We start from the raw sequence: 21,024 nt of genomic DNA, 5'->3' as shown, positions 1-21,024 counted from the left end.
TCAAATGGGCGTACCTGAATTAGAAGAATATAAATACGGATTCCACGATGATGTCAAACCTGTCTTTACGACCGGAGAAGGTCTGACAGAAGAGATCGTCCGTGAGATCTCACGTGTAAAAGAAGAACCAGAATGGATGTTAGATTTTCGTTTACGTTCACTAGAAGCATTCCACAAAATGCCAATGCAAAACTGGGGACCAGATCTATCGGATATTGATTTTAATGCCATCAAATACTACCAAAAAGCTAGCGATAAACCGGCTCGTGATTGGGACGATGTACCAGAAAAAATCAAAGAGACCTTTGAACGTATCGGGATCCCCGAAGCAGAACGCGCGTACTTAGCTGGAGCTTCAGCGCAATATGAATCAGAAGTGGTCTACCACAATATGAAAGAAGAGTTTGAAAAATTAGGGATCATCTTTACCGATACGGATTCGGCTTTAAAAGAATACCCAGAGATCTTCAAACAATATTTTTCTAAACTAGTCCCACCAACTGACAATAAATTAGCCGCTCTAAACTCAGCTGTATGGTCAGGTGGAACGTTCATCTACGTACCAAAAGGCGTGCGTGTCGATGTACCGTTACAAACGTATTTCAGGATCAATGCTGAAAATACGGGACAATTTGAACGGACCTTGATCGTCGTCGATGAAGGTGCAAGTGTGCATTATGTCGAAGGATGTACGGCACCAACATATTCAACGAACAGTCTACATGCGGCGATCGTCGAGATCTTTACGTTAAAAGATGCGTATTGTCGTTACACGACCATCCAAAACTGGTCAGATAATGTCTACAACTTGGTAACCAAACGTGCGCGTGCTGAACAAGGCGCAACGGTTGAATGGATCGATGGCAACTTAGGTGCGAAAACGACGATGAAATACCCAAGTGTCTATCTTGAAGGTGAAGGCGCACGTGGTACGATGTTATCGATCGCGTTTGCTGGCGCAAAACAGATCCAAGATACCGGAGCCAAAATGATCCATAACGCACCAAATACGTCAAGTTCGATCGTATCAAAATCGATCGCCAAAGACGGCGGTGAAGTGAACTATCGTGGTCAAGTAACGTTTGGCAAGAAAAGTGCCGGCTCGATCTCACATATCGAATGCGATACGATCATCATGGATGATCTATCCAAATCAGATACCATCCCGTTCAATGAAATCCACAACAGCCAAGTGTCCTTAGAACATGAAGCGAAAGTATCGAAGATCTCAGAAGAACAATTGTACTACTTGATGAGTCGTGGTCTATCTGAATTAGAAGCGACCGAAATGATCGTTATGGGATTTGTGGAACCATTTACTAAAGAACTTCCAATGGAATACGCAGTCGAACTAAACCGTTTGATCAGCTATGAAATGGAAGGTAGTGTGGGATAACGCCGACTTCAGCACTAGAAACGTTGATTTATCAATGTTTCTAGTGCTTCTTTTTTTGAAAAGCAAACTAACTACAACGGCGATTAAAACAAATACCTATCTTTTTCAATGAATTGTACGAATTGATCTGTACTGCGTTCCTCACGTTCAGGATAGAAGTAGTTATAAACTTGACGAGTTATCTTAGAATCTTTATGACCAACTCTATACATAATATCCTCTAAATTCATACCCGTCATTTTAAAAAGAGAGGCATGTGTCTTTCTAAATTCATTAAGTGTAATTCGTTTTAATTTGTATTTAGTTGCAATCATGTCGTACTAGTCATTAGCTTGACATGGGCGACAAAATTTATTTTCTCTATTGGTGAAGACAAGTTGATGTTTATTGGTTGTTTTAAAAATTAAAATATTAAACCCGAATTGTTGTTTTACTTCCTATTTCTTTTACCGGCATTTGTTTTGGCGCTTTGACTGGTTATTTCAGTTTTTTTAGATTTTGGATCATACTCAACTTCTGCCAATGTTTTACTGATAGTTAATTTGTTACTATCAAAATTAATATCATTCCATTCTAAGGCAAGTATTTCAGATTTTCTTGCACCAGTATAGGCTAAAACACGAAAATAAGTTTCGATTTTCATATTGTCATGTTTTTTACAAGACTCCAAGAAAATAGCTAATTCTTTTGGTGTATAAACAGTCATTCCTTTCCTCCTTGAGCTATCTTAATTTTTAGAGGTAAGAGTTGGACTTCAGATTGATGGGGACAAGTTTTTTTGTTCAGCTCTTTTTAGATTAGTATTCATTGTAAAATAAAAAAGACGTCCCTGTATAAGAAACGTCTTCGGTATTAAAATTAACTACCTTTAGTAAATAAAGGTATAACATTTGAGGTATTAAAATATTCTATTGTAGATTCTTCTAAATATTTTTCTAAAAATCCATTTTCCAGACCTAAAAGAGATTCTAAAAATGAACGGTTAAGATAGTAATCATTTAAGATACTATTCAGAGAAAATAAATTGTTTCTAAAAATTAAATCTAAGAGAGAACGAATTTTTCCGGGACGAATTACTGCGATATCTTCATCAAATGGCTCGTTTTTTTTATAGTTTTTTTGATTTAATTTTGCATAGAAGTATCTGTTTTCTTCAAATGTTAGTAATCCTAGTTTATATGCTCGGTATTCAAGTGCACCAATTGAAACCATATATTTCATTTTTAAATCTATATAGGAATCAGGATTAGATTTTTTTAAAATGGTTGAAAAATCCTCTAAAAATTGTTCTTTTGGAAGTAGAAAAAATGAAGCAAAATCGTTCGCTTCTTTTTCAATTTTTTTATGTTCATCTTTAGTTAAGCTGTCCATATCCATTTTATAATGGAGAAGCAAATGACCTAATTCATGTGCCAAATCAAAATTTCTACGAACTGCAGACTTCTTTTTATTTCCTAAGATAATGAAAGGTTTCTCTTGATTCGTCCAAGTACTATAAGCATCTATACTAGAACCCATATTTTTTTCTAGAATATAGATTCCAGATAGCTCAAGCCGATATAAAAGATCTGAATTGGTCACTACATCCAATTTTTTTCTGGCATTTTCAGCAATCATTTCTAGATGTAGAACTTGATTATCTGAATCAGCCCTTTGGTTATAGAGTTTAATTGATTCATCTCTTAATTGAGCAATATTTGTGTTTGGTAAATTCAATTTACTTTCAAATTTATTTAGAAAATAACTTGTAAAGTCAATAAAAGAAGTTTCCATCTTAGTCTTTTTTCTAGCGTCCCGATCCTCAGTACGATAAGCAATGCTTTCAACTTTAGAAATGTTAGTTATAAATGGTTCTGAATAGAAAAACTGAGCCTTTACATTAAAAATCTTTTTTAACTCATTAGCGATTTCAAATTTAGGCACAGTATACTGATTTTCATACTGCCAGATTGCTTGTTCACTCACATTTAATTTGTCAGCAAGTTCTTTTCTGGAGAGACTGTTTAATTCTCTGACACTTTGCAATTTCTCTCCGAAAAACATATTTATCACATCCTTGATTATTTGTAAAAATTAATTACCTGATTCTTTTTTTTCTTCTTCTTCTGGAACCGAGTAACCAAAGGCATTTTTATCAGTTGAGAAGATGGTTTGGTCTGAGATTTTTTCACTCATAATCGGTTCAACATCCTCAGTTGTAACCTCATATTCACTTTCTTGAATAAGGTAACTTAAATCTTCAATTAATTCTAAATTCATCGTTTGACGATTTGGCATAGTTAGTTTAATTGATTCAACAAATTTTGTTTCATCATCAATTTCATAAGTGACAATATAAAAGCGAGAGTATGCTTGAGAAACATTAAGTTGAGTTCCTTCTAAAACAGCTTTCACTTCTTCTGGATCACTTAATTCAAGCTGAATTTGTTCTGGTTGTGTAATATAATTTTTATTAGTATTTTTCAAGATATCCGTATTTATATCAGCTAAATTGACCAAATAATTATCTTCTCTAGTTTTTTTTTTCTGATCTTCAAAGGACTTTTTAACTCTTCTTGAGTTTTTTACAATTACCATATAATTTTCAGCATTTTCACTAACAGTAAATTGTAAATATTCCCATGTGTATCCAGCTTTTTCAATTTTAAACTGAACATTATGATTTTTTCCAACTTTTGAGACTTGGTCATCGATGTGGTTTCCTTTTGTCCAAGCATAAGCACCACTGACATTCATTGAATCCTTTTTCTTTCTCCGTTCTTCAAGGTATTGTAAGTAACCTTTTAATGTACCATCAACAATCGCTTTACTAATTGATTTGTCTAATTTGAATTCATCCATATATAAGCCTCCAATCTATTTGTCTCTGTTAGTATATAATATTTTTAAAGTAAAAACATTAATTTTTGCTTTTTTTTAAAGTGAATAAATCTAATGTGCTGAGATACAAACTTATTGACCCTGTTTCAATCTTTATTACCGATAACAGTTGTAACTGGTAGATGATATACTAAATAAGTGTGAACAATAATTTTCTTAGGAGGAAAATAAAGTGAGTAATCCATATCTTTCAAAAGTAAGAATAAAAAATTTTAGAAATTTTAAAGATGTATCTGTGAACTTGGAAAAGCAACAAATTGTTATTGGTGAAAATAATGTTGGTAAGACCAATTTTATTAGAGCAATTCAATTAATTTTAGATCCTTCTCTGTCCGAAGAAGAGAGGTATCTAAATGAAATCGATTTTTTTGAGGGGCTTGAATCACCTTTCGAGAACAATGAAATTATTGAAATTGAGATTGAATTAAGAAACTATGAAAATAATTTAAAACTTTTGACTATTTTATCAGGTGCAACAGTTAGTAATAATCCAGATACTATTAGAATTACTTATCAATTTTATCCAGAAGTTGACTCAATTGGAAATACTGAATATAAATACCGAATTTTTCAAGGAGAAAACAAAGAACTAAATTTTGGTCATAATGAACGTAGATTCTTGAATATGAAAGTAATTCCTCCCATCAGAGATGTGGAAAAAGATATTCGCAACAATAAGAAATCGCCTATAAAAGCATTACTTAAAGACTATGATATAGACGCTAAAGAATTAGAAACTATATCTGAGGAATTAGATAATGCTACAAGTTCTTTGTTAGATATGGATGAACTAAAGTATCTAACAGATTCAATCAACGATAGATTTGGTGCAGTAGTGAATAGCCAAATTGATTTGCCAGTATCATTTAAAACTATGGATATTGCTCCCACTAAGTTACTAAATTTCTTGAAAATTGTTTTAGGAGAGAGCGCAAGAGGACTACACGATACAAGTCTTGGAATAAATAATCTTTTGTATATATCACTACTTCTGCTTTCTTTAGAAGATAATACAGTTCCTAGCATACTTTCTGAAAAACAATATAATACTCTTATAGAAGATGATACAGAGCTGATCATTGATAAATTTTACAAAATTACTTCTAATGGAAAACGTATAATAGATTCTGAAATTTCCGAAGCAGACTATAAAAAACTGTATACCTTCATGGATGAAAATTATAAAAATAAAAATTTTCAAGGTTTCTCAATTCTTGTTATTGAGGAACCAGAAGCTCATTTACATCCGGCGATGCAGCGCACGATTTACAAAGATATATTTAATAGAAATGTCTCAATGCTTATGACTACACATTCTCCTCATATTACTTCTGTGGCACCGATAAATAGCATCGTACATTTGAGGAAGAGTAGTCAAGGTACTTTGATAAACAGCACAGCAAATTTAAATTTTACTGATGGAGAACAAAAAGATTTAGAAAGATATATTGACGTAAAACGTGGAGAACTGTACTTTGGAAAAGGTATTCTCTTAGTAGAGGGAGTTGCAGAAGAATACTTAATTCCGGAATTCTCTAGAGTGTTGGAAAAAGATCTTGATAAACATGGGATAATTTGCTGCAATATAAACTCAACTAATTTTAAACCATATTATAAATTTTTAAGAGCACTAAAAATGCCAACTGCAATAATAACTGATGGCGATTTCTATTTCCAAGAAGAGAAAATAGAAAATGGTGAAAAAAAGATAATATCTACTTTTCATAAAATGGAATATAACACACCTACTGGAGCAAACAAGTTTTATGATGGATTGGAAAGAATGAGACAACTTGTAAAAGATATAGGGATGTTTTCAGAGGCTGTTGATACCCTTGATGATAAAGCTTTAGAAGCTACCTTAAACAAAGAAGGTATCTTTATCGGTTTTTATACTTTAGAAATAGACATTTTTGAAAATTTAGATGCTATTGACAAAGATAATGTCTGGAACCTATTTAATGAATTAACCGCAGGTGGGGATAATCATAAAAGTAATTTCAAAGACCATCTGGACAATAAAAGATTTGACGAATGTTTAAAAATGATAGAGGGCACCACATCTAAAATTGGTAAGGGAAGGTTTGCTCAGAGATTATCATTAGACATTTCTCCAGAAATGGTACCAGAATATATTGAAAAGGCTATAAATTATATTGTCGAAAATGTTTAAGGGAGTATTTTAATGACTAAATATTTTGAAAAACTATCCCAGATAAAAGAAGATAAAAATCAGTACGAAGCACTATTAGCAAACTCTAATGCTGTAATTAAAGCAGGACCTGGCAGTGGTAAAACAACAGTTTTAACGGTAAAGTTAAAACTGTTACTGATGGAAAAAATTGTTGAACCTAGAGGAATTGTTTGTTTAACATACAGTAATTCTGCGGTGAAGAATTTTACTCAAAAATTAAGAGAGTTAGGTGTAAGCAAATCCAATAGAGTTATTCTTTCAACTGTTCATGGATTTTGCATTTCACAAATCCTTATTCCCTTCGGTAAAATGTATAACACAAGAATAAATTTTCCGATTAAAATTATTAATGACAAGGAAAAAAACGAAATATTTAGAGTTTCTAAAAATGAATTAGCTATTTCAAAACAATATACTTTAGAAAATGTTGAAAAATATAGAAATGAAATGTATGGTTCACGTAGTTCAGTAGATATAAATAAAGATAAGCAACTAGAGAAACTATGTTTGTTATTTGAAGCTAAAATGTTAGAAAAAAATCTTTGTGATTTCAATTTAATTATAAGTGAATCTCTTCGTCTAATGGAGGAACATCCATATATTATTAAATGCTTAGAAGCAAAATTCCCATGGATTTTGATTGATGAATACCAAGACCTAGGGAAAATATTGCATGAGATTGTTTTATTGTTTCTTGAAAAAACTAAAATTAAGTTTTTTGTTGTAGGTGATCCTGATCAATCAATTTATAGATTTCAAGGTGCTTTGCCATTTTATTTTTTAGAGCTTTATGATCATCCGGACATGAAAAGAATAAATTTAACCACAAATTACAGAAGTGATCAATTTTTAATTGATTCTGTATTGAAGACATTAGACTGGGATGATAGGGAGTACGTATCTGGAATAAATAATGAGAAACCTGCAAAAATCAATTTTTTCGAATGTGAGGTTGGCATGGAGCAACAGTATAAATTAGTTGCTCAACAATTAATTCCAATGTGTATTGCCAATGATATTTCCCCTTCAGAAATCTGTATTCTAGTTGGATACAATAATCAATTAGATGATCTTTCCAATGCATTAGATGAAGAAGGTATTGCCTATTATAGAGAAGGATTATCGTTTTTAAAATTAAAATTTGTGCTATGGTTACAAGAATGTTGTCTATATTTATCAGGTAATAACAAAGTGAACTTCAACGATATATCTGACGAATGGTTATTTATAAATAATAAAGATATACGTGATTTTGATGAAAAAATGAAACTATTTAAGAGTTTAGAAAAGAGTAAATTGAATAAAAATAGTTTTAAGAAGTGGCTTAAAGCAATTTTTGTAGAACTGGATTTATCTACTGTGCTGTCCTGTTCTCCGCACAGTAATGAAGTTAATGATGTAAAGGAATTCGTCAGACAAGTTATTAAGGATGAGGTTTTAGAAAATTATACAGTTAGTCAATTTGGATACATCTCAGCTTTGGATAACCAGGTAACTATCTCTACTCGGCATAGTTCTAAAGGATTAGAATTTGAGGTGGTCATTATTCTTGGTCTGGAAGAAGGAAGTTTTCCCTATTACAATCATGCGATAGGCAGTCAAGAATATCAAGAAGATCTGAGAGTTTTTTTTGTCTCATTAACTAGAGCTAAGAGAGTAGTGTATTTAGTTAGATCAAAAGCCATATCTGGTATCAGTAGATATGGAAATCCGTATCGAATTGAGAAGGAGCCTTCACCATTTTGGAAATTATTAAAACAGAATATTTAAAAAATTCATTAGTATCTATTCCAGCTCGCAATTGTCTTACTAAAATTTTACAAAATATCCATTTTTTTCTAGTTAAAACAGCTTGAAACTAAATCAAAACTAACTACAATTGACAAAAATTACTAGAATTTCGCAGTATTCGCTGAAAAAGTAGAATGCTGTTATACCAACGTTTAGAGCTTGTCAGAAGCTCTGGAAAAAGCTAGCCTTTTGCTGGAAGGGTCAGTAGGTTAGAGATATGAGAAAAAGCTAGCAACCTTGAGAGATGAGGTTGCTAGCTTTTTTGTTGTGTCTGTTATCAGGTGAGGTCTATGAAAAAGTATGTGCACTGGTATTTATCTGTATTTTCTGTGTGATTTAGTTTTATAAATATATCGTTGTGACTGTTTTTCTATAACATTTAAATTTTCTTTCAATACTTTATTGCTTTGAGAAAGTTCTTCTATCGCGTTTTTCAAAAGATTGATTTCTTCATTATTTTTTTCACTTGAATGACTGATACCATTAATATTATTCTCTTTCCATATAGTTTCATTATCAACTTCTTTCATTAAATCAAAAGAAATTGAATTAAGTGAAAGAATTGATGGTATAGCAATAGCTGTAAAAACGATACTTCCGAATTTAAAAATGAAGTTATTATCATCAAAAAACGAAATAATAAATATTCCGATAAAATAAATAATAATATAAAATATTGAACGATTATATATTTTTTGAGCAGTTTTTGCTTTTAAAGTTAGGTGTTCATTTTTTTTTATCAATTTCTGTTGAGCGTCATTTGCTTTGATTGTTGTGTTTTTATTTCTATTTTTAATCAATATATTTTTTTTTAACATTTATCATATTTCTCCTTTAAAAAACAACAAAGTTAGGAAACTTATTGATTGTTTTTTCAGCTTCTTCAGGCATTACATGAGAGCAAATTTCTAAAGTGATTTTTACGTCCGTATGTTCCAAGGGTTCGACAGGCACGCCAGTTTTCAGCAGCAAAATGGTGTGAGTGTGTATGAAATTGCATGGTGTAATTCTTGGTAAACCATACTTTTTTGTTAGATATTTCAATCAGTCATTTGCGATGTATGGATAATACAGCTCATTACGTTCATTGTTAAAACGTTATATTTATTATGCAATCCGTTTTTTTATATCCTCTAGCAGCTTTACAAGTATTATTTGTACTTGTTTTTTAGTTTTAAAATTCCTTCTTCTACGGTAAACTTTTTCCTTCTTCATCTCTATAAATATAAAGCAGTAGGGACATCTTTTTTTATGTATCTATAAAAAATCGTATCATTATTTTTTCCAATCTACATTCTGTTTGAAATGTCCGTTAATAATTTCCATTATAGGAATATTCTGAATTGAATCCATTTCGATCATATTTTTCGTAGTCTAAAAAAGCAGCTAGTTTTGCTTGTGGAAATGAGGTAATTACTCGTTCTAAATAATCCTACCAATATTTCATCTAAATTACCTTTATTGAATAGGTTTTTATAATTTCTGTATTAAAACTAGTCATGAGAAAATCCTACTATAAAATTTCTATGTATTAATCTTAATTTTACAAAAAATATTTTACGCTATATTTTTTAGGATATAATTAATATAGTAGAATTACAAGAGGAAAATATATAAAGGGGTAAAATATGAATCGTTTAGAAGAAATTATAAAAAACTATCTCCAAAATGAAGAAAATTACGCACTTCAAATTGATGGTAAATGGGGAACTGGAAAAACTTTTTTTATAAAGAATAGCATTATACCAGGATTAGAAGAACAAGAAAATTTAGTTGTTTATTTTTCTGTTTACGGCTTCAGTAGTCTGGAGGAATTAAAAAAAGAATTGTTTTACCAAATAATTTCAGTATTAAGTGAAAAAAAAGATATATGGGATTCTATAAATAAATTAAATAAAAAATTCCAAAAAATTTCTGATTTTATATACAATAATAATTTTAAATCTTTTAGTTCGATTACAGACTTAATTATAGAAACTTATAAAGATAATTATTTGAAAAATTCTATTAATAATCAAGTTTTAGTTATATTCATAGATGATTTAGAACGATTGAGTAATAAAATAGATTTAAATGACTTATTAGGATTTATATTGAATGAAATTTTAGAGAATATGAAATTTAAAGTAGTTTTTATATCTAATAGTTTAGAAATCTTAAATTCAGATAAATTTCAAAAAATCAAAGAAAAATTAATATCTCGAACAGTAAAATTTGAACACAACATTTCAGATATAGAAAATCTCATTTTTAAAAATCATAGAAATCAATTTATCAAAGAAAACAGTCAATGGATAAAAAATCTACTACTATCTCAGTATGAGTTAAAGAATAAAGAAGTATTAAATCTGAGAACTCTTTTTTCAATACTTACAAGCTTTGATTTTATTGAATCTGAACTACGGTCAAAAATTAATGAATTAGAACCTAACTTAAAAAATAAAATAAAAAAAAGTATTTTTCTCAATATTTTTGTGATAACAATTGAATATAAATTAGGAAATCTTACTGAAAAAAATTTTAACTTGTTAAATGGAATAATGGAAAATCGAAATTTTTTGATATATACACCAAAAGACGAAGAAAAAACAATACGGGAATGTATTATTAACAAGTATCATAATAGCTATAAAGAATTCGATGATAATATTTATTACTCAAAAGATGTTAGCAAATATATTATATTAGGCTATATGGATAAGAATGATTACGTTGAAAAATGGATGAGAGCATTTTTCCCTGAATCACCAGAAATGAGTAAGTTAGATGAGTTACGAAATTTTAGGCGTTATGATGATGAAAAAGTGAAAGAAATTCAAGAAAGCCTATTAGAAGATATTAAACAAGATAAATTAAAATTTGAGGAAATACTGAGTGTTTATTCCTTATTGTATAACTTTAAAAATATAAATTTGATGTTTCTAGAAGATGATTATTTAGAAACTATTGAAACTAAAATGTTGAATACTTATAATTCTGAGGATTTAGAGATTAACGAAAATGTAGCAGATATATTTTTTCTTAGTGGTTTTACAAATATCAAAGTGGAAAATCCTGATTTATTTGAAAAATTTGAAAAAATTAAAAATAAAAAATATGAAAAGAAAGCAGAAGTTTTTATAATTAATTTATTTGATGATAATCACGAAGAAGTACGAAAATATAAACGTAGCACACTCTCAACTAATATAAATATATTTGAAGTTATGCTAAACATGAATGTAATAGACGAATACATTGTGAAAAAAATGAATAAAGCAGATATACTTTGGCAGTATATACGAGAAAATTATTTAAACATAAGCAATTCAAAAGATTTTCACGGGAAAGAAGTTGAAGATGTAAAGTTATTTTTATCAGAAATAAATGAAAAATTGGCTAATAGCGATTTAGGGAAAATAGATAATTTTAAAATTAAACAATTAAAGGAATCATTAGAAGAACTCATAGAACATTTGAGCTAGTAATTTGATATTTCTTCAAGTTTAATGGGAGTTATTAAATTGAATATACATTATTTTTTAAAATTGCCGTTGGTGTTTTTTTGTAAGTGCAAATATAAGTGCATTGCATAATTTTTAATGATATTTAGTTACATGATTAAACATCATAAATAGCATAATACCGCTATAAATAGACTTATTTCTACTTATTAAAATAGTAGGTTTTAAATGGAAGGATCAGTGGATTAGAGATATGAGAAAAGCTAGAAACCTTGAGAGATGAGTTTTCTAGCTTTTTTGTTTTGTTGTAAATTAGTAAAGGTCTGTCTTTTTTTAAGTATATTTTCTTTATGTATACTTCCATTCAGTACTTTTCCTCCAAAAGTGCTACAATATATCCGAGGTGAAAATTGTGGAAGATACAAAATTTTGTCGGGAATCGCGTGTGATTCAAACACACCGCATTTTTCCGTTTGACTTGAATCCATTTGGGTTTTTATTTGGTGGGAAATTGATGACGTTGATCGATGATGCAGCATCGATCTCAGTAAGTCGTCATTGTCGTAGAGGTGCGGTGACGGCATCTTTGGATAATTTGAATTTTTTAAAACCGCTGCATGCCAATCATTCGGTTTGTGTGAAATCCTATGTTTCCGGAGCGCACAATAAGTCGATGGAAGTCTTTGTCAAGATCATCGGTGAGGACTTGGTGACAGGGGAACGCTATCTTGCGGCAACATGTTTTACGACCTTTGTAGCTGTGCCATCTCATATGAATGAAGAGACGGTCTTTACGGTACCAAAAGTTGTACCGGAAACTAAAGAAGAAAAATTGGTGCATGGTGGCTACGAAGCGCGTCGTACGGCACGACTAGCAGAGCGCGATGCGTACAAAGCCTTCGCAGCGCAACTTTCGACAGACCTTCCCTGGTCAGATGAAGGCATGAAAGACTAATAAAAATAGACGGACGACCGACTGTTTCGGTGTTCGTCTATTTTTTAGCTTACAGCTTTGATAGTGTGTCAAGACGGGTTTCTTGGTATAATAAAGAGTAACTTACGTGTTGGAAAAATCGATTGGTTTTTATAAATGATAGCGGTTTCTAATAAAGGTGGGGTGGATGATGCGCAATACGGTGTTGCTTTGTGTCATAGTGGCTCTGGTAAACTTTGTCGGGATCTTATTGATCGGGACGTTTTCCATCGGCCAGTTTATTTGGATCAGTTTTTTAGCGTTACAAGCCTATTTTTTAAAAAATGTCGCCATGAATAAAGTGATTTGTCTAGAACTTTGGGCTTCTTTTGTCGTTGGGTTATTTTGGGGGCAGATCTCCAATTTGATTTGGTATTTCTTCGCAGATTCTCTTTCCTTTTTTACATTGAATCTGATTGATGGTGGTTTTTTGATTTTTTCATTATGCGCAGGAGCATTGATCTTTTTTCAAAACAAGTTGCCAAAATATCTACCGGCGACCTTTACTGGACTGACGGTCACGATCTTATTGTGGGGACGACCCGTTCCATTTGTTGGGCAAGGATTATTGGGAGATAGAAGTCTACTCGCTGGAATCGTGATCGCGTGTTTTATGTATGCTTATGGATTGCTTTTGGCGTATATGATGGAATTTATTTATGAGCTGGCATTGAAACGACGTCAAAATAAATTTAAATAAAAACGTCTAGTTTAATTTTCTAGACGTTTTTTTGGACGAAAGACTAAAGGTGTAGGCAAGTCTTTGGCAAATGAAATCATAAAGGATAGTAAGAATAGACTGATGATCGTACCTTCTCTTACAGCGATCGGTAATTGATACACAACAGAAAGGAGTAGAGAAAGTGCGATACAGACAATATCGATGCTGTAGCGGTAAAACGAAAAGGTTCGTTTCGTTTTTTCTGCTAGGAGCAAACAAAATTGTTCGATCGGAAATTTCAATGTTCCTAGTCCCAATGCTCTTCCGGTTCCATATCCACCGATCAACGTGCCAATACTAAATAAAAAGACACGTGGGAGATATGCACTGACTGTCATAGGAGCAAGGAGTCCATAGACAAATAGATTGATGACTGTTCCAAAGAGTAAAACGGTGACCAACATGGTAAGATAAGAAGAGAGCGTTCTTTTTTTATCCAATAGAATACAAAGGACGAAAAAGCTCAGGTTGATCATCGTCGTGATCGTGCCGACTTTGATCGAACTAAATGTGGAAAGCGTCACGTTTAACGAATTAAAGCTACTGACACCAATAAATGCTTTGATCGTTAAGCTAATGCCAAAGGCGCTTAAAATATAATAAAATAGTGACCAAACTAAATTTTTTTTCATCGTGATTCCTCCTGTTTTTTCTAGTATCGCGCACATGCTATAATAAAAATAGGAGATATCTCATGTTTGGAGGAGATTAAATGAAACGTACTGCGTTTTTAGCTGCACGTGAAACATTTGGATTAACAGAAAATCCACTATTTACACCGGAGATTTTACACCAAAGTAGTCTAATGGAATTTGAAGCAAAAGAATACATCCATCGCCAAGGAGATGAAATGACGGATCTATTTTATCTTGTTTCAGGATCAGCTAAGATCTTGAAAACCGAAGCCAATGGCAAACGTACATTGATCCAATTTTTGACTCCACATGATTTTATTGGTGAACTAGGATTTATTGAAGCAGAGATCTCAAAAGAAGAAACAAAAGATGTTAAAGCTCGTTCTAAGGTGATTTGTTTAGCGATTCCCATGGCTTATGCAAAATCCGTTCTATTTGAAGATCCGCGTTTTTTACAAAAGATCGGCCAGTATATTGGACGTAAATTGATTTTGAGGATGGATCATTTTTCCGTCAATCAAAACTTTGAATTGCGTGATCGGCTGATCGAATTTCTATTGCAGCATACTGTCGAAGGTGAGATCATTGAGAAACAATCAGAGATCTCAGAATATTTAGGCGTGAGTTATCGTCATTTAGCCCATACATTTAAAGAATTTCGTGAGCTTGGGATCGTTTCGAAAAATCAGACAAGTTATCAAGTCGATCACAACGCGTTACACGCTTATAAAGCATCACGAGCATAAGGAGGAGATGGAATGCCCAAAGAAACGTTTACTGTGTATCAAAGTAGCAAAAAGCAACTTTGGTTGTCATTTTTAGGTTTGATCATGTTATTGTTGAGTACGGTTGTGTTATTTATTGGAGACAATCGCTATATGTGGATCGGATTGATCGGGATCATTTTCTTTGGTTTAGCAGAGTTTGTGATCATCCAGCAATTATTTATTGGAGAGAAACTATTGATTTTAACTCCAGAAGGCTTGTATGATCATTCGAATCCTTTTTCGATGCAAGAAGTCGTGATCTCTTGGGACAGCATTCAAAATATCGAGACGGAAACCTTAATGGGACGAGAGTTGATTAAGTTACAACTCGATGAGACGATGGTCACGACAAAAGTTCGTACGCTATTGCAACAAGTAAACGAAGGATTAGGGTTTGGAACGATCGCAATCTCCGTTCAGCATGCGAAATATCTTTCGACTCAAGAAATCTATGAAAAATTACAAGAATATTGGATGCGGTATCGTTAAACCTTTAATCTGTTCAAGGAATTCTATACTTTGTATATAGAATTCCTTTTTTTATGATGTTATGATTCATTTTGAAAGCGTTATCTTTTTAGCGTCGTAAAACAAATCGAGAGCAGATAAAGGAGCGAAAAAATGAACAAGTACACGAAATATGCGTTATTTGGAACATTGATCTTAGGAGCAGTTGGAGCGGGTGTGTATTACACAAAACAGAATACGGCTGAAGAAGTCGCATATGCAATGACCGAAAAAGTAGAAGTGGATCGCCCGATGGACAATCAAACTGAATCTTCCTATTGGTTTCCAAACGAACTACTAGAATGGGATTTTTCTAAAGATCCAAATGCGAAATATAATGTGAGTACCGTTCCTTTAGCTAAACGTGTCGACAAAAAAGAGTTAGCAAAAGTCAATGAGACACAAGATGAGGACATGAAAGTCGTTGCCTTATCGATCATGAATAGCAGTACTAGCGGCAATGTACCCTATGGAAGTAATACTTTTGATGCCAATGTTTTTTCTTATTGGCAATATATCGATGAACTTGTCTACTGGGGAGGCTCTTCTGGGGAAGGAATCATCGTTCCACCAAGTCCAGATGTCATCGACGCGGCACATAAAAATGGAGTGCCTGTATTAGGGACGATCTTTTTTCCACAAACAGCTCACGGCGGGAAGATCGAATGGCTAGATGAATTTTTAGTTCAAGACAAAGATGGAAAATTCCCAATGGTTGATAAATTGGTCGAAGTGGCCACTCAATATGGTTTTGATGGCTGGTTTATCAATCAAGAGACAGACAATGAAGTCGAAAGTTTCGATGATGTGGCCAATGGTGTCGCAAAAAAAGAAAGCAAACCTGCAGAAGAACAATTGACTAAAGAACATGCACAAAAAATGGAAGCATTTATCAAGCAGTTAAAAGAAGCCTCGAATGACCATACTGTGATGTGGTATGATTCGATGACAAGCGATGGCAAAATGGATTGGCAAAATGCCTTGACCGAACAAAATAAATCGTATCTAGTTGATGCCAATATGGAACCAGTCGCAGATGAGATGTTTTTGAATTTTTGGTGGAATACTGAAAAGTTAGGTCCCAAAGAATTACTAAAATCATCTGAGAAATTAGCCAAAGAAAACAATATCGATCCATACGATTTGTATGCCGGAATCGATGTGCAAGCAGAAGGGTATATGACACCTGTAGATTGGCAATTATTTACGGATGAAAACAATCGTCCGTATACTTCTTTAGGGTTATATGCACCAAATTGGACATATTCAGAAGCTAATGGACCAGAAGATTTCCAAAGTAAAGAATCGATTTTCTGGGTCAATGGTGAAGGCGATCCAACGAAATCAACTGTTAAAAAAGATAGCACTTGGCCAGGGATCTCGACTTATGCTGTGGAACAAACGGCAATTACACAAGCCCCATTCGTAACGAATTTCAATTTAGGAAATGGCTATAATTATTTTATCGATGGACAAAAAGTTTCTGAAGCACATTGGAACAACCGTGGATTGCAAGATATTATGCCGACCTATCGCTATATTATGGATCAAGGGGATGGGAATGATCTAAAAATATCGATCGACTATGCAGATGCGTATCAAGGCGGCAACTCGCTGAAATTACGTGGCAACATCGAAGCCAAACAAACGAATACGCTGAAATTGTATCAAATGCAAGTACCGATCGAAAAAGAAATGACACTCACAACGACTGCCAAAGCATCAGAAGCGACAACACTTGCGCTTCAAGTAACATTTGATGATGGTCAAAAAGAGACGATCGCAGGAAATCATCAAGTTGGGGACATGTGGACAACCGTAGAGTATGACCTAAGTTCGTACGTTGGCAAAACGATCCAAACGCTATCTTATGAGATTACTTCAGAAAAAAGTAGTGATACGTATGAATTACGTTTAGGACAGTTAGCATTATTACCGAAAAATGAAAAAAATCTAGCTAAAATTGCGGATGCAGCGATTGAAGAAGCAATTTTTGATGAGGAAGAAAGTAATTATGCTGGCGTTCGGATGACATGGGATGCGCAAAATGCAGAACGTATCAATAAATATGAGATCTATCGAATCAACCAAGATGGGACAAAGACGTTCTTACAGGCAACTCCAGCAAAAAATGCTTATCTTAATGGATTAAAACGTAATGATGATACAAATAAAACTGATTTTGAGATTGTAGCAGTCGACTACTTTGGCCAACGAAGCAAAGCATCTACGCCACTTACGCTCGATTGGCCTGATACACGTGAGCCGAAAGCTGCATTCACCGCAGACAAAACATTGATTGCACCGGGAGAAACGGTAACATTTGAAAATCGTTCGTCTTCAAATACGGATAGTTTGAATTGGACATTTGAAGGGGGCTCGGTCAAAGAGAGTACAGATGAAAATCCGACAGTTACTTATGATAAAGCCGGAGAATATAAAGTAACGTTGACGGCTAAAAATAAAATGGGTGAAGCCAACGAAACACAAGAGAAATATATCGTAGTGACGGATAAAGCAAAAGATGGTGTGCCACTTGTTTCGCAAAATGTGAAGACAGAAGCCTCTTCCTTTGTAAATGATGGTGAAGCACCAGAATTTGCTGTCGATGGTAAAGACGATACGAAGTGGTGTGCCACTGGAGCAGCGCCACATGACATTACTTTAGATCTTGGTAAAGACGTGCTCGTTTCACAAGTCGTATTAAAAAATGCCGAAGCTGGTGGTGAAGGTGCGGATATGAACACTAAAGCCTTTACGATTGAAACAAGCACGGATGGTAAAACTTTTACCCCTGTTTCACGTACGATTAGCAATGAAGACGCTGTAGCAACAAGCCATTTTGCTCCACAAACAGCACGTTATGTTCGAATCGTAATCGATAAACCAACACAAGGATCAGATTCAGCAGCACGAATCTATGGAATTGAAGTCTACGGCTTATAAAATAAAAAACCACTAGGAAGCTAGTGGTTTTTTTTGTATTGTGCGTAATAGTCATCTAAAACACTCAAGATACGTTTGCCTACTTTTTCATAGCGTTCGGTTGCTAAATTTGCTTGTGAGACACGAACTTCGCCAGCTTTTGTCCCAAATCCTACACCATCCATCAAAATAACACCTTCTGTTTGTGCAAGTCGTAATAGAAAATCGATAGGCTCGAACGCTTCTTTTAGATACGTTGCAAAAGCTGTTCCGTATTTAGTTTCAGCCAATCGATACACATCGATCAGCGTGTAATATTTCGTATTGAGTGGATCTTCGTCTTCTGCTAGTTGCAAGGCGTGCATCAAGTCATGATAACGTGTGGCGATCAACTGTCGTGCATCGGCGACATAAGGATCGTGTGTTAAATGGAGTAGATGTGTCAAACTAAACAAGACTTCCATGATTTGTTGTGGTGTTGAAAGACCTGAAGTATGATACAAGCCAACAGATCGTGAATCGGCACCGATACGATCTAAAAACGCCAATGATTCTGGTGTTGTCGTGACGATCTCATAACGTTTATGAAGAGCATGTTTTTGTTCAGAAGATAATGTCTGCAATAGATCGTCAAAAACATTGCGTTTGTGTGCAGCAATGACACCTAAACGCCAACCGGTTGCACCAAATAATTTAGAGTAAGAATAGACCAACAACGTATTGTGCGGTGCGATGGCATAAACAGATTGAAAATCTTCCACAAAAGGACCGTATACATCATCGGTTAGGATCATCAAATCAGGGCGTTGGATCAAGATCTGTTGTAACTTGTCTAATGCGGCCTTTGAAAAAGCTTTCGCTCCAGGATTTGATGGATTGACGATAAAAAAGGCTTTGATTGTTGGGTCTAGTAGTTTATCGAGTTCTTTTGGATCAAATTGCCAGTTGTTGTGTTCTGTCGCAGCTACATCGATTTCGACTAATTCATATTCTTCTAGTTTAGGGATTTGTAAATAGGGAGTAAAGATCGGAGTGTTCATGGCGATCTTATCCCCTTTTTGCAATAGAAAATTTTCTTTAAGGGTTTGGAAAATATAAACGATTGCTGCTGTACCTCCTTCTGTTGGGAAGACGAGTGTATCGTTTGTCAATGTTGGATCTTTGATCAATACTTGATTCAAATAGGTGGAGATGATTTGTCCACTGATCGGCAATACTCGACTAGGGACAGGATAATTGTCACCTAAAGCACCTTGAAGCCATTCTTGTAGAATGGCTTCTTTTGATACAGCAAATGTTTTTTCTACATAAAGTAATGACTGTAATAAGAATTGATCGGTTTTGGATGCTGTTAGAAAGTCTAAAAATGCGTCGGTCATATTCGTCGTAGGCACCATCACCAACTCACGATCATCTGATTGTTCATACGTTAATCCAAATTCCACCAAGCGATTAAAGGCTAATCGTGCACGAGCATTGACCCAGTTTGGATTACCACGGCCAGCATTAAAAAAAGGTTGTGTTGCTTTTTCTTTTGCAAGGGCGATCAGACGATCACTGATCTCAAAAGCGCCCAAAGATTCAAGTTGCTTTTCTTCATTATTATCCATCAAAATCCCTCCTTTTCTTCTAGTCTAGAGGTTTGAAATCGGTTTATCAACTAATAAACTTGTCACGTTGGTCTATCAATCAAAAAGAAAGATTCAGTAAAATCAGGCATAAGATGTAGGCGAGGAAAATAGAAGTATAGTACACTAAGAATAAGAAAAGAGAAATACAGTCGGAGGATATCAGAATGAAACGTCAAATCATGATTACAATGGCAACTGCCGTATTACTTACAACGCAAGTGACAACAATGGCGCCACAAGTGCTAGCACAAGAGACGGCTACATCGACTACCACAACCTCAGAAGCTAGCGGGATGGAACGATTGCAGATCAATGCTGTAGCTATTGGAAACGCGCTAACAAGCGAACAAGAAACATATACTTTAGATAAATTAGGGATCAAAGGTGAAACGCCGATCTATAAAACGACAGGTGCTGATCTAGTCAAATACTTACCAGGAAATGGGTTTACCGATCAATGGGCAGTATATAGTTCAGTTCGAATGCAAACAGCAGATAAAAATGATGGGATCACAGTTGATATTGCCACACCTGAAAATATTACCAAGATCACAGCCGCACAATACCAAAATGCTGCGTTAACAGCTGGAATCAGTGATGCCAAGTTAACGATTGCTTCAGCAGTACCGATCGATGGATCGGGTGCTTTAGCTGGAGTGTATAAAATCGTTGAAGAATCTGGTGGGATTATCGATCAAAAACGTGTCGAGGTCGCGCAAGATGAAATGGAAGTATTGGCAACAATTACCGAACAAAACAAAGATAAAGCAGGCTATTCAGATGAAGCATTGAATAAAGCCCAAGAAGAAGCAAAAACGACTTTAGCCGAACAAACGGCAAAAGGAGAAAACCTGACTCAAGCAGATATCAAGCAAGCCGTTGAAGATGCTTTAGCCAATAATGGATTGAAAGATATCATCACGAGCGATCAATTAAATGAGTTAACGTCAGTCGTAGATTCGATGAAAGAAAACAATATTTTAAGTGATTTTGTCAACCAGTTGGATTTAAGCAATGCAAAACAACAAATCGAAGAAAAATCAAAAGGATTGTGGACCAAAATCAAAGATTTCTTTAGTGGTATCTGGTCTTCGATCACTGGAATGTTTGGTGGAAATGACGAACAACCGACAGAAGAATCGATTGTTCAATAATGAAAAG

The 21,024-nt window shown here is 33.9% G+C and carries 15 protein-coding genes and 1 pseudogene; 10 read left to right on the top strand and 6 right to left on the bottom strand.

Annotated features, from left to right (window positions below):
* Positions 1-4 precede the first annotated feature (4 nt).
* Positions 5-1,396 carry a Fe-S cluster assembly protein SufB gene (gene sufB, locus I573_RS01855; protein WP_016184870.1) on the top strand — a complete coding sequence of 464 codons (1,392 nt, stop codon included), beginning with the start codon at positions 5-7 and terminating at the stop codon, positions 1,394-1,396.
* Between the two features lie 83 nt (positions 1,397-1,479).
* On the opposite strand, the pseudogene I573_RS01850 reads toward sufB, so the two are convergent.
* The 3 genes and pseudogenes from I573_RS01850 to I573_RS01840 form a co-directional block, all read right to left on the bottom strand.
* Positions 1,480-2,102: pseudogene (locus I573_RS01850) on the bottom strand (site-specific integrase); the annotation flags it as partial.
* A gap of 152 nt (positions 2,103-2,254) precedes the next feature.
* Entirely contained in the window at positions 2,255-3,439 is a 1,185-nt protein-coding gene (locus I573_RS01845; RefSeq protein ID WP_016184868.1) for a spr1629 family repressor/antitoxin, read from the bottom strand.
* A 30-nt stretch (positions 3,440-3,469) separates the two neighbouring features.
* Positions 3,470-4,237: a spr1630 family ClpXP-sensitive toxin gene (locus tag I573_RS01840; protein ID WP_016184867.1), complete on the bottom strand. Its 768-nt coding sequence runs from the start codon at positions 4,235-4,237 to the stop codon at positions 3,470-3,472.
* A gap of 211 nt (positions 4,238-4,448) precedes the next feature.
* On the opposite strand from I573_RS01840, the gene I573_RS01835 reads away from it, so the two are divergent.
* Positions 4,449-6,449 (top strand): ATP-dependent nuclease, encoded by a 2,001-nt coding sequence (locus I573_RS01835; protein ID WP_016184866.1) that lies wholly within the window; start codon positions 4,449-4,451, stop codon positions 6,447-6,449.
* A gap of 12 nt (positions 6,450-6,461) precedes the next feature.
* Entirely contained in the window at positions 6,462-8,240 is a 1,779-nt protein-coding gene (locus I573_RS01830) for a UvrD-helicase domain-containing protein (protein ID WP_016184865.1), read from the top strand.
* Between the two features lie 335 nt (positions 8,241-8,575).
* On the opposite strand, the gene I573_RS01825 is transcribed toward I573_RS01830, so the two are convergent.
* The gene (locus tag I573_RS01825; protein ID WP_016184864.1) at positions 8,576-9,079 is read right to left on the bottom strand and encodes a hypothetical protein; all 504 of its coding nucleotides are present in this window, start codon (positions 9,077-9,079) and stop codon (positions 8,576-8,578) included.
* Positions 9,080-9,889: 810 nt separating this feature from the next.
* On the opposite strand from I573_RS01825, the gene I573_RS01820 reads away from it, so the two are divergent.
* From I573_RS01820 to I573_RS01810, 3 genes are all read left to right on the top strand, one after another.
* Positions 9,890-11,725: a P-loop NTPase fold protein gene (locus I573_RS01820; protein ID WP_016184863.1), complete on the top strand. Its 1,836-nt coding sequence runs from the start codon at positions 9,890-9,892 to the stop codon at positions 11,723-11,725.
* 391 nt (positions 11,726-12,116) lie between these two features.
* Positions 12,117-12,659 (top strand): acyl-CoA thioesterase, encoded by a 543-nt coding sequence (locus I573_RS01815; RefSeq protein ID WP_016184862.1) that lies wholly within the window; start codon positions 12,117-12,119, stop codon positions 12,657-12,659.
* A 166-nt stretch (positions 12,660-12,825) separates the two neighbouring features.
* Entirely contained in the window at positions 12,826-13,377 is a 552-nt protein-coding gene (locus I573_RS01810) for a hypothetical protein (protein WP_245555054.1), read from the top strand.
* An 11-nt stretch (positions 13,378-13,388) separates the two neighbouring features.
* On the opposite strand, the gene I573_RS01805 is transcribed toward I573_RS01810, so the two are convergent.
* Positions 13,389-14,030 carry a YczE/YyaS/YitT family protein gene (locus I573_RS01805; protein ID WP_016184860.1) on the bottom strand — a complete coding sequence of 214 codons (642 nt, stop codon included), beginning with the start codon at positions 14,028-14,030 and terminating at the stop codon, positions 13,389-13,391.
* A gap of 80 nt (positions 14,031-14,110) precedes the next feature.
* On the opposite strand from I573_RS01805, the gene I573_RS01800 reads away from it, so the two are divergent.
* The 3 genes from I573_RS01800 (at position 14,111) to I573_RS01790 (ending at position 18,253) form a co-directional block, all read left to right on the top strand.
* A complete protein-coding gene (locus I573_RS01800; protein ID WP_016184859.1) occupies positions 14,111-14,779 on the top strand; it encodes a cyclic nucleotide-binding domain-containing protein in 669 nt (222 codons plus the stop codon).
* Between the two features lie 12 nt (positions 14,780-14,791).
* Entirely contained in the window at positions 14,792-15,289 is a 498-nt protein-coding gene (locus I573_RS01795) for an STM3941 family protein (protein WP_016184858.1), read from the top strand.
* 132 nt (positions 15,290-15,421) lie between these two features.
* Positions 15,422-18,253, top strand: coding sequence for an endo-beta-N-acetylglucosaminidase (locus I573_RS01790; protein ID WP_016184857.1), 2,832 nt, complete (start codon positions 15,422-15,424; stop codon positions 18,251-18,253).
* A gap of 20 nt (positions 18,254-18,273) precedes the next feature.
* On the opposite strand, the gene I573_RS01785 is transcribed toward I573_RS01790, so the two are convergent.
* On the bottom strand, positions 18,274-19,842 hold the full coding sequence (locus I573_RS01785) for a bifunctional aspartate transaminase/aspartate 4-decarboxylase (protein WP_016184856.1): 1,569 nt from the start codon (positions 19,840-19,842) through the stop codon (positions 18,274-18,276).
* A gap of 185 nt (positions 19,843-20,027) precedes the next feature.
* On the opposite strand from I573_RS01785, the gene I573_RS01780 reads away from it, so the two are divergent.
* A complete protein-coding gene (locus I573_RS01780; RefSeq protein WP_016184855.1) occupies positions 20,028-21,017 on the top strand; it encodes a DUF1002 domain-containing protein in 990 nt (329 codons plus the stop codon).
* Positions 21,018-21,024 lie beyond the last annotated feature (7 nt).

It is taken from the genome of Enterococcus sulfureus ATCC 49903 (genome assembly GCF_000407605.1).
In the GTDB taxonomy this organism is placed as follows: Bacteria; Bacillota; Bacilli; order Lactobacillales; family Enterococcaceae; genus Enterococcus_G; species Enterococcus_G sulfureus.
The sequence above is the reverse complement of the archived record's forward strand: the minus strand, read 5'-3'. Positions and strand labels throughout refer to the sequence as shown.